The sequence below is a fragment of the Actinomycetota bacterium genome, assembly GCA_035759705.1.
Classification (GTDB): Bacteria; Actinomycetota; CADDZG01; order JAHWKV01; family JAHWKV01; genus JAJCYE01.
Genome location: DASTUJ010000161.1, coordinates 1 through 10906, shown reverse-complemented (window position 1 = coordinate 10906; position 10906 = coordinate 1). Strand labels below are relative to the sequence as shown.

Below are 10906 nucleotides of genomic sequence, written 5' to 3'. Positions count from 1 at the left end.
CGTCGCTTCCACTCCGCTCGTCGTCCGCGCCACGGCCGTCTCCGACGACGGGGTGGACCTGTCGATCACAACCGGGATCGGTCGGCGCGTCGAGATCGTTCGGGGAATCCACTCCGACGACTTCGTCGGCGTCATCGGCGAGCCCCAGCCTGCCGGGCTGTGCGGCGTTCGAAAAGGTACCTTTGCCACGTCAACCTTCGACCAGTTTCGTCTCCGCACCACCGGTTTCGGCGGAGAGGGCCAGCCGGCAGGTACTCCGCCCACCGTGGCGTGGACCGTCGGTGGGATGCCGGTGTCCGGGAACAGCGGGTCGGTCGAGGTCCCCTTCGGAGAGGTGAGCTTTACGGTTCAGTTCACCATCGACCCGGTGGTCTTCGAGCTCTCCTTGACCTCACGGGGCGGGGAGCGGTTCGAGGCCCCCGTGGTGGTTACGGTCACCGGCGACGGCGCCACTGCAACGGCCACCGACACCTACACCGCCCAGGGGTGGTTCGACGGGATCCACCCCGAGGACTCCGAGAAGCTCGGCGACTGCCTGAAGAGGGTCTCCGACCGCTTCCGTGTGGTTCCCGTCCCATTCCGCCGGCCGACCCCGGAACCGCCCTGGGGTTCGCTGCTGGTCCGGCGCCAGGCCGAGCAGTTCTGGCTCGCCAGCACGATGAGGCTGCTCGACGAGCTGCCCGGGCTCGACCCGGAGGGCCGCAACATGCTCAAGGGGATAGTCCAACTCCAGGTTCAGGCCGCTCCGACCGTGCTGGACCGGCTGGCCGCAGTCGGGGTCGACTTCAGCGTGCTGGAATCCGACATCACCGATTGGCTGAACAACCCGGAGTTCACGCCCTACCCGGCCCTGGCCGAGGCCCTGCTCAACCTGCTGGAGGGCAGGATGCTCCGGCGCCCGGTGTTCATGGACGTGATCGTCTTCAACTACGAACACTCGCCGGGCGAGCCCTCGCCCCGCAGGGTGGAGGACGTGGACATGGGCGTCCTTTCGGCGGCTGTGGTCGAAGGGTCGAACGAGCGCTACGGCGAGTCGGTTTCCGACCTGGCGGAGCTGCTGATGCCCGGGGCCTGAACCGGGTCGGGGCTTATCTGTCGACATGACCCCAACTCCCGACTGGCGCGAGCACGGCGTCCGCGTCGTACGCCGCGACCAGACCGACCCGAATACCCCGCAGACCCCCGGCATGCACCGGGAGGCGGCGGTCACCCGGTCGGTGGGGGCGGAGAAGATCTGGGCGGGCACGGTGGAGATCCATCCCGGGGCCCGGACCGGCGCTCACCACCACGGCGAGCTGGAAAGCATCATCTATGTCGTGCGGGGCCGGGCGCGAATGCGCTGGGGGGAGCGGTTGGAGTACTTCGCCGAAGCCGGGCCGGGAGACTTCATCTTCGTCCCGCCGTTCGTTCCGCACCAGGAGATCAACGCCGACGACGATGAGCCGCTCAACTGCATCGTCGTCCGGAGCGATCAGGAGCCGGTAGTGGTGAACCTGGACCTGGAAGTGGCCGAGGCTCCCACGCTTGTCGCCTGGGTGGACCCCAACCACCCAGCCTGACCTGCAGCCTGCGTAAGATCTGAACCCATGAAACCCTTCCTGCTCCTCGCCACCCGGGAGGTCGACCTGGCGGCCGACGACGAGTACCAGGCGATGCGCCGCTTCGCCGGGCTCGAAGAGTCCCAGCTGCGCCGGGTGCGGCTGGAGCAGGGGCCGCTTGGCGCGGTGGACCTCGACGAGCTCTCCGGCATCATCGTCGGGGGCGGGCCGTTCAACTCGTCCGACGTGGAGAAGTCGGACGTCCAGGTCCGGGTTGAGGCCGAGATCAGCGCCCTGCTCGACCGGATCGTTCCCCGGGACTTCCCCTTCCTGGGAGCCTGCTACGGCATCGGCACACTGGGGATACACGAGGGAGCGGTGGTCGACCGGACCTACTCGGAGCCGGTCGGACCGACCATGATCAACCTCACCGACGAGGGACGCGCCGACCGGCTCTTTCAGGCGCTTCCCGACACTTTCGAAGCGTTCGTCGGGCACAAGGAGGCGATCAACAAGCTGCCGGCACACGCCGTCAACCTTGCCTCCTCCTCAGCCTGCCCGGTGCAGGCGTTCCGTGTCGGGACCAACGTCTACGCCACCCAGTTCCACCCGGAACTGGACGCCGACGGCATCGCAGTCCGCATCGACGTCTACAAACACGCCGGCTACTTCGAGCCCCACGAAGCGGACGACCTGAAGGCCCGGGCCCGGGCAAGCAGCGTGGTCCACCCACCCGACCTGCTTCGCCGCTTCGTCGAGCTTTTTGCCCGGGACTAGGGCGCTAGCTGGTCAAACAGGTTGCGAAACGGCAGAATCCACTCAGGTGTGCACCAGGCCGATCCCGGGAAGGGAAATGCCGTGGCCAAGAGCACTGACGAGCGCAAAAAGGCCGGCAAAGCCGGTGCGGACGACGGCAAGGTGGAAACCGCGCCGGGCGACAAGCGCCTGAAGAAACTCAAGGACGACTTCTACTTCGACGAGCTCGCGCGCCTGAACATCGAGCTGGTCAAGTTGCAGGAGTGGATCAAGGCCAAGGGAATGAAGGTCGTGGTCATCTTCGAAGGCCGGGACGCCGCGGGTAAGGGTGGAGTGATCAAGCGCATCAGCGAGCCGCTCAACCCGCGGATCTGCCGGGTGGTGGCCCTGCCCGCCCCCACCGAGCGTGAGCGGAACCAGTGGTACTTCCAGCGTTACGTCGCACACCTGCCGGCTGCCGGCGAGATGGTGCTGTTCGACCGCAGCTGGTACAACCGGGCGGGCGTCGAGCGGGTCATGGGCTTTTGTACCGAGGAGGAGTACCAGGAGTTCCTGCGGTCCTGCCCCGAGTTCGAGAGGATGCTGGTCCGCTCGGGCGTCACGTTGATCAAGTACTGGTTTTCGGTCAGCGACCAGGAGCAGGAGGCCCGGTTCCAGTCACGGCTGAACGACCCCACCCGCCGCTGGAAGCTGAGCCCCATGGACCTCGAGAGCCGGCGGCGTTGGGTCGAATTCTCCAAGGCCAAGGACGAGAACTTTGCCCATACCGACATCAAGCAAGCCCCCTGGTACGTGGTCGACGCCGACGACAAGAAGCGAGCGCGCCTCAACTGCATCAGCCACTTGCTGAGCTTGATCCCGTACGAGGACCTGACGCCCGAGCCGATCGAGCTGCCGCCGCGGCAGGACATCGGCGGCTACGTTAGGCCTCCCATCACCGACCAGACCTTTGTCCCGAACCTGTACGACTGATGCCGCCGGCCGGCTCCGCTAAGAGTCCACGCGACACAACAGTCGCGATCGCTTTCGTGGTCGCAGGCATAGCCATAACCGCTGCCATCATCAAGCGCATCGTTCGGGCGAAGTAACCCTAGCTTCCCGGTCCGGCTTGTGCGAACATATGTTCGATGCTGGATGAGGCAACGATCCTGCATGCCGACGCCGACTCGTTCTACGCCTCGGTCGAGCAGCGGGATCACCCGGAACTGCGCGGCCGGCCCGTGATTGTCGGAGGCGGCGTGGTGCTCGCCGCCAGCTACGAGGCCAAGAAGTACGGGGTGTACACGCCGATGGCCGGGTCGGCGGCCCGCAAGCTCTGCCCGCATGCGGTGGTCGTGCCGCCCCGGATGCACGCCTACAGCGCGGCCAGCAAGGCGTTGTTCGAGGTCTTCGACGACACCACGCCGTTCGTCGAGGGGATTTCGATCGACGAGGCGTTCCTCAACGTCGGCGGCCTTAGGCGGATCTCAGGCACACCGACCGAGATCGCCGAGAGGCTTCGCCGGGATGTGCGGGAGCGGGTCGGGTTGCCGATCTCGGTGGGTGTGGCGACCACCAAGTTCCTGGCCAAGGTAGCGAGCGCAGTGTCCAAGCCGGACGGCCTGCTGGTGGTTCCCGCCGGCGGCGAGCTGGACTTCCTTCACCCGCTGCCGGTCGAGCGCCTCTGGGGCGTGGGCAAGGTGACCTCCGAGAAGCTGCGCGCCCGCGGCATCACGACCGTGAGGCAGGTTGCGTGGATGAGCGAGGCGTCGCTGGTCGAGATCCTCGGCCAGGCTTCGGGCCGGCACATCCACGCCCTGGCCCACAACCGGGACCCCCGGCCGGTGCAGGTTCGCAAACGCCGGCGGTCGATGGGGGCCCAGCGGGCCCTCGGGCGCCGGGGCCGGACGGCCCAGCAGCTGGACGCCGACCTGGTAGCCCTGGCCGACCGGCTCGGCCGCCGTCTCCGGGCCGCGGACCGGGTCTGCCGCACCGTGACGCTCAGGCTTCGCTTCGACGACTTCACCCGCGCCACCCGCTCCCACACCATGCCCGAGCCCACCTCGCACACCCTTACGATCATCACCACCGCCCGGGGCCTGCTGGTGGCCGCTATGCCGATGATCCGGCAGCAGGGCATCACCCTGATAGGGCTGACATTGAGCAACCTGGACTCGAGTGACTCCGCGGACCAAACGGGGCTGCCGTTGACGCAACCCAGGAGCCACGCCATCGACGCCGCCGTGGACGGCGTGCGGGACAAGTTCGGCTCGAAGTCGATCACCCGCGGGGTGCTGTTGAACCGCGGCGAGGACCTGACGGTTCCTCTTCTCCCCGACTGACGGGGCTTTGCTGCCCCCGCTCGTTCGAATAGTGTGCCGATAGCAACGGAGCAGGAGCCAAGAGGGCGTTCGCTTGAAGAAGCCGAACAGGTTCTTCGAACGGTACTACCGGATCGACACGCAGGGCACAGCCGAGCACCCCCTGGATCCCGAAGGGGTCACCGAGCTTCGCACCCACGGCGTCAGCGGCGCCCCGCCCGAGGACCTGGTCAACGATCCCCACCCGCTGTTTGTCTCCGGTGACGACAAGGCGGGGTTCTACCGAAGGCTCGGCCCGCCGGAGATCGGGCCGGATCGCAACGTCGAGGCCTACTCCTGGTCGGCCATCAGCAGCCGTTCGGCCTCACGAGCCTTCTGGCTGCTGCTCTTTCCTTTCGCAATGGTCAACCACGCCGGCTGGATGGTCGGACCCAAACCGAACGGGGCGTGGGAAAGGGCCCTGATCCGGCTGATCGGTCTACTCCTGACTGTCCACTACGCACTGTGGGCGATGGTGGTGTTCGTCGACCTGCTCGCCTACCAGTGCGGCCGGTCGGAGGCGTGCCGGGGCCGCTACCTGCTCGGCTGGTTCAACTCGATCACCGAGTTCGTGGGCCCGAGCGTCATCCGCCAGGTCATCGTGTTTTCGGCGCTGCCGCTGGCGGTGGTCCTGACGCTGTTGTGGACCGGCCGGGGCGACCCCCGCAACTTCGCCCGCTGGTCGAAGACCGACGCCGGCGACGACAAACTGCTGGTGGATATGACGCCTCTTCGGGATTCCCGGTTTTGGCAGGCGCCCGATGTGACCCGCCTGCTCGCCGCATCCCACGGTGTAGGAGCGGTTGCGGTGCTGGGAGCCACCCTTGCCGGTGCTGTCACCCTCCTGGCCGAGCCCTCCTGGACGGGCAGGATTCGGCCACTCCACTTTGGGTTGTGGGCGCTCGCCGGGCTAGCGGCCGGGCTGGTCATTGCCGCCGGGAGCGTCCGCCACGGTCCCGGCGGCGTCACCGGGTGGCAGCGGGCGGTGCGGTTGACCGCGGTGGCCACCGGCATTGCGATCGCCGCGCTGATCTGGGTCTCCTGGAACGCCCCGGTGCGCGCCGGGCTCCCGATGACCCTCGGCGCCCTGCGCAACTCGTTCGACGGGGTTCTCGTGGCCGAGTTCGCCCTGCTGATGTTGTACTTCGTCCGCGACCAAATTCGTATGTTCGCGGCGATTCCGGTCATCGGGGGGGCACTGTTCTGGGCGCTGAACCGCCCCGCCCGCGCCCCGGTGGGGGCCTTCTCGTTCCTCCCGGGGCCCCTCTGGGCACACTGGCTGGGAGCCGGGCTGCTGGCCGCCGTGGCGGGGCTGGCGATTTACGCCCTGCGCAACCGGCTGACCAAAGCGGTTGAGAAAGTGGACGGCCGGAAGGTGCCGGACGACCCGGATGCCCACCTCAACAACCAGTTCTGGATCTCGTTCGGCCTGGCGCCGGTCTTCCTGGCCGCCGTGCTGGGCATAAGGGCGGCGCCCGGAGCGGGATCGAGACTGGTGGCCGGCCTGGCGGGCGCAGCAATCAGCGGCCTCTACCTGATGGGGGCCGCCCGGATGCAGGCACGCCGGGCCCACGACTACGCTCCCCGGTGGAAGCTTCGGGTCGGGGGGCCCGGTACGCTCGCTGCGGTCGGGGCGGCTGCGCTGACGCTCGTCTCGGCGGCGGTCATCGTCTTCGCCGCGCAGCGGCTGGGCAGTGCGGTGCCGGTGAGCCGGAGCGGGCCACCCCCGGATGCCGCAGTCATCGGTTACTACGACGAGCTGGGTTGGATCGCAGCCGCCGGGCTCGGCTCCCTGCTGGTCTTCGGGCTGGCCTTCCAGACGCGCATCGCCGGGCTGTGGCGATTTCGCTTCAAAGCGGCGGTTCCCGGCATCCGCAAGTCGCTCAAAGCCGGCGACCTGTCACCCGACGAGCAGGAGAAGCTTGCGGTCAGGGTTGCCAGAGGGCGGATGTTCGCATCGTTGCTGGACGACCTGGACTGGCTCGTCACCGTCGGGATCGTCGCCTTCATGGCTTGCGCCTTCTCGGTGATCACCGGCCAGTACCTGCAACGTTCGGCGGAGGACCTCGACCGGTTCGTCGGCTTCGCCTCCTGGCTCCTGGTCGGCATTGCCTTCCTGGTGATCTGGCTGGTACGGGGAGCGCAGAAGGACACCGGGCTGCGGCGCGCCATCGGCACCCTCTGGGAGATCACCGGCTTCTTCCCCCGCCGGTTTCACCCGCTTGCGCCTCCGAGCTACGGCGAACGGTCGGTCCCCGAGCTCCGCAACCGCCTGCTGGCGCTTACGGAAGGCCCGCGCCGGGTCCTCCTGCTGGCCCACTCCCAGGGCACACTTCTATGCAGCGCCGTCCTTGAGAGCCTGCTCGGCGACGGCACACGGAGCAGGCTACGCAAGATCCGTTACGTGACCTACGGGTGCATGCTTCAGCGCTCCTACGGCCGCTCCTTCCCCAACGTCGTCAGACCGGAAGACCTGTACGAGCTGAAGGCGGAACTCGAGGGGCTCGACCGGGAAGCCCATTACAGTGAGTTCCCGCTCCCCCGGGACCCCCAGGCGCCCGGGTGGATGAACTTCGGGCGCACAACGGATTTCCTCGGGGGCCGGATGTTCGTCGAGCCCCACCGACCTGTTGGCTGTGAGCCGGAGGCGGACCGGCCGGACGACGTCTACTTCGACGACCCTCCGGCGCCGGTGGCCGGCCCGAACCAGATCCGCCTCTGGGGCCACAGCTTCAACTACCTCGACGGGCGCGAAGACCCGCGGTTCCGCGAGTACATGGAGCAGACGCTCCGGACCCTGGACTCATCCCGGCCGTAAACAGCTCGCCCGTGAGCGTTTCACTCGCCAAGGCTTACCCGTAGTTCAAGTTGATGATGGGCGTACAGAGCCACGGATCAACGTTGTCGATGTAGACGATGTTCGGGTGCACCTTTGGCCGTACGTTTGGCAGGTCTTTGAGCGCCTTGGGCATCTGCGGGTTTGCGGCATTGGACAGCAGCGTGAGATCCATGATCTGGTCCGGAATGTAATCCCACTGGTTGACCTTGAACTCCATCTTCGGAAGAGGCTCCGGCAGCCCAATGAAGTCAAGCCCGACGGTGAACCAGCACCCCTTGCTGGTACCTGCGTTGATCTCTTCCCGCTCGCACCGTGCGTTGTTGCTGTCCAGACCGCCGCCGAGGTTAAGGTCGGGCCGGTTCTTGTTTTCATCCGTTACGTAGTCCCAATCGTCCGGATCGTCGATTGCTACCGAGGTCGACGAGATCGACCTCCCGCTGAGGTTCACCAGGCAAAACGTGGTGTTGTACGTACCCATGACCGACTCTGCCCCCTAAGTGACTGAGCGGCCGATTATTGCACCGAAGGTAGCTTTGCTCGACATGAATTTTTCCTTAACCGGCGCCGTCCGGTGTCTGGGGAATTGCCAGCTGCTTCACGCCGTCCTTGTCGTGGATGAACAGCTTCTCCAGGCCCGGGACGTCGAACTGCTCGGAGTCCGTGACCTCCTCCGCCAACCCGCCCTCCGGGTCGTCCGGCGCCTCGAGGTAGAGGATGTAGGTCCTCGACGTATCCGAAACCGACTCCAGCTGCAGCCACCCGGACCACCCCGGCGCCGGGAGCGTGAAGGTGGCGACAAGGTCGGCCACGTCCTCGGTCCGCAGCACCTCGTAGGTGCCTTTGCCGAGCTCGAGCCGCTTGAACCCGGCCAGCCTCCAGCGTTGAAACAGCAGGACCCACTCCACCGGCCACGGCCCCCCGGTGTCGTCCGGCGGCATGCTCTGCTCCAGGCTGTCCAGGATCCGGTCGGCGAACTCAACGACTGCGTCGTAGTTCCAGAGATCGAAGTCCTCGCCGAACAGGTGCTGCATGTGCTCGCGGTCGGTGGCCCGGAACATCGGCCTTATGTGCAACTCGAAAACCGGCGTACGCATCACGGCCTCCCTGATTTGCTTGGTGGGCTGAGAGTCCAGCATCGAGGTCCGGTTGCGTCAAGGGCCGGACTCATAGGGCGCCGGTTCACGTTAGCGTTGATGGATGGAGCGACTATCCGAACACAAGCCGGTCGGCGGTCTGCGGGGTATCTCCCGCAAGACCTTTCTGGCGCTGTCGGTCCGCAACTTCAGGCTGTTCTTTATCGGCCAGTCGATCTCACAAATCGGCAACTGGCTCACCTCGGTCGCCGCGATCCTTCTGGTGCTCCACCGGACCCACAGCGGCCTCGCCGTCGGCATACTGACCGCTTGCCAGTTCGGGCCGATTCTCGTGCTGGGCCCCTGGGCCGGGCTTCTGGCGGACCGCAAGGACAAGCGGACGATACTGCTGGTGACCCAGGCGCTCGAGATGCTGCAGTCGCTGGCGCTGGCGGCTCTCGCCTTCCTCCCCAACGCGCCGCTGCCCGCCTTCTACGCAGTCGCCCTTGCCGGCGGGATCATGTTCGCCTTCGACACCCCGGCTCGCCGGGCGTTCGTCGCCGAGCTGGTGCCGCCCGAGCAGATCCACAACGCGGTGACGCTTCACAGCGCATTGATGACCGGCTCCCGCGTCGTCGGGCCGGCGCTCGCCGGCGTGCTGGTCACCACCGTGGGCTTCGGCTGGGCGTTTGTGGTGGACGCGGTCTCCTACCTCGCAGTTCTGGAGTGCCTTCGGAGGATGAAACCCGGCGAGCTCCGCCGGCCCCGGACGACCGGCCGGTCGAAAGGACAGCTCAGGGCCGGCATCGCTTACATCGGCAGCGTTCCCGAGTTGCGGGTGCCGCTGATCATGATGACGGTGATCGGCACCCTGACCTTCAACTTCCCGGTGGTCCTGCCGCTGTTCATCCAGGAAACACTGCACGGCGGCGACATCGCCTACACGTTGACGTACTCGGTCATGAGCCTTGGGTCGCTGGTGGCGGCCCTTGCCGCCGCCCACCGCGGCTCGGTGAGCCTCAGCACCATCGTCCGGACCGCAGCAGTGTTCGGGCTGACGATGTTCGCCCTCGCGGCGGCCCCCAACCTGGCGGTCGCCTTGCCGATGGCCCTCGCCCTGGGGGCGGCCAGCCTCATGTTCATGACCTTGTCGACCGCTCTGGTTCAGCTGCGGGCCGATCCGGCCATGCGCGGGCGGGTGGTGGCGCTGCAGTCGATGGTCTTCCTCGGCAGCACCCCGATCGGCGGCCCGCTGCTGGGGGCGATCTGCGACGCCTTCGGCGCCCGGAGCGGTCTCGTCGTCGGCGGAGCGGCTGCGCTGGCGGCCGCGGGCTGGGGCTACACGCACACCCGGAGGACGGAAGAGCTCACCGGTGACATCGCGCTGGCGGTTGACCTGCAGCCCGATGCCGCCTGACGGCCCGCCGAAAAAAGGCCATCCGGCCCCCCGAACAAAGTCCAAATGGCCCATGTATTTCCCGTTGACCGCGCTCAAAATAGGACGGTGGGGGGAATTGGGGTGGTTCCTTCAGGTGGGTGCCCCGAAAATCGACCAGAGCAGGGGACGACGGGCCGTGTTAGCCGCAACTGAGCATCGGATCGAGCCTTGAACGAGGCCTACGAGGCGCTGCAGTCCATTGAGCTCCTCGCGTTCACGCTGCTCGGCGTCCTGGCGGTCAGGCACTGGCGCCGGCGGCCGAGCCCGGCCTCCGGATGGCTCGCAGCAACCCTGGGGAGCTTCGCGTTCGTAGCCGCGATCGGCGCCTTCTTCCCCGAAGAAATCGACACTCCCGGGACACTGTGGGCGGCGAAGGGGCTCTTTTTGGTCCTCTGCCTGTTCCCCCAATTCCTATACCGGTTCATGTCCACGTTCGTAAAGCCGCCGCGCTGGCTCGACAGGGTCGCGGTTGCCCTCACCGTCTCGGTGGGACTCGCGACGCTGATGTTGCCCTACTCCCCCCAGCCGGGTGATCCGGTTCCTTGGTGGTTCTTCGGATTCCTCGCCCTGTTCCTGGCCAACTGGAGCATCCTCTCCGCGGTGGTGGGGGTGCGCCTTTGGCGGGGCGGCAAGGGTCAGCCCGGCGTTGCCCGGCGTAGGATGCGGACCCTCAGCCTGGCCACCCTTGGACTGGCACTGGCGTTGTTGATCTCCGGAGTGTCCGCGCCGGCGGGTGACGAGGATCCGACCCCCCTCTCGTTTGTCATACAGATCGCAGCCTTTTCAACCGCGCCGCTCTTCCTGCTCGGCTTTGCCCCGCCCCGGCTGGTTCGCATGGCGTGGCGGCGAGAGGAGGAGCTGGCGCTTCGTGCGGCCGAGCTCGAGCTGATGAAGGCGTTGGATCCCCAACAGATCGCCGACGT

10 protein-coding genes are annotated in these 10906 nt (G+C 67.0%); 8 read left to right on the top strand and 2 right to left on the bottom strand.

Annotated elements, in window-relative coordinates; genetic code table 11:
• The 6 genes from VFV09_10915 to VFV09_10890 form a co-directional block, all read left to right on the top strand.
• The coding region (locus tag VFV09_10915; protein ID HEU4868226.1) for a hypothetical protein at positions 1–1075 on the top strand (1075 nt) is incomplete at its 5' end.
• Between the two features lie 25 nt (positions 1076–1100).
• Complete coding sequence (locus VFV09_10910; GenBank protein HEU4868225.1) at positions 1101–1559, top strand: cupin domain-containing protein; 459 nt, start codon at positions 1101–1103, stop codon at positions 1557–1559.
• A 27-nt stretch (positions 1560–1586) separates the two neighbouring features.
• A complete protein-coding gene (locus tag VFV09_10905; GenBank protein HEU4868224.1) occupies positions 1587–2315 on the top strand; it encodes a glutamine amidotransferase in 729 nt (242 codons plus the stop codon).
• Positions 2316–2456: 141 nt separating this feature from the next.
• Entirely contained in the window at positions 2457–3266 is an 810-nt protein-coding gene (ppk2, locus tag VFV09_10900) for a polyphosphate kinase 2 (protein ID HEU4868223.1), read from the top strand.
• Positions 3267–3421: 155 nt separating this feature from the next.
• Positions 3422–4615, top strand: a complete 1194-nt coding sequence (dinB, locus tag VFV09_10895) for a DNA polymerase IV (protein HEU4868222.1) — start codon at positions 3422–3424, stop codon at positions 4613–4615.
• A gap of 73 nt (positions 4616–4688) precedes the next feature.
• Positions 4689–7451 carry a hypothetical protein gene (locus VFV09_10890; protein HEU4868221.1) on the top strand — a complete coding sequence of 921 codons (2763 nt, stop codon included), beginning with the start codon at positions 4689–4691 and terminating at the stop codon, positions 7449–7451.
• 34 nt (positions 7452–7485) lie between these two features.
• Here the strand turns inward: VFV09_10890 and VFV09_10885 are convergent, their stop codons facing one another.
• Entirely contained in the window at positions 7486–7950 is a 465-nt protein-coding gene (locus VFV09_10885; GenBank protein HEU4868220.1) for a hypothetical protein, read from the bottom strand.
• A gap of 76 nt (positions 7951–8026) precedes the next feature.
• Positions 8027–8566 carry a hypothetical protein gene (locus VFV09_10880; protein HEU4868219.1) on the bottom strand — a complete coding sequence of 180 codons (540 nt, stop codon included), beginning with the start codon at positions 8564–8566 and terminating at the stop codon, positions 8027–8029.
• A 103-nt stretch (positions 8567–8669) separates the two neighbouring features.
• Here VFV09_10880 and VFV09_10875 point away from each other — a divergent pair, with 103 nt between their 5' ends.
• A complete protein-coding gene (locus VFV09_10875) occupies positions 8670–9962 on the top strand; it encodes an MFS transporter (protein HEU4868218.1) in 1293 nt (430 codons plus the stop codon).
• 189 nt (positions 9963–10151) lie between these two features.
• On the top strand, positions 10152–10906 hold a 755-nt coding region (locus VFV09_10870), incomplete at its 3' end, for a histidine kinase N-terminal 7TM domain-containing protein (protein HEU4868217.1).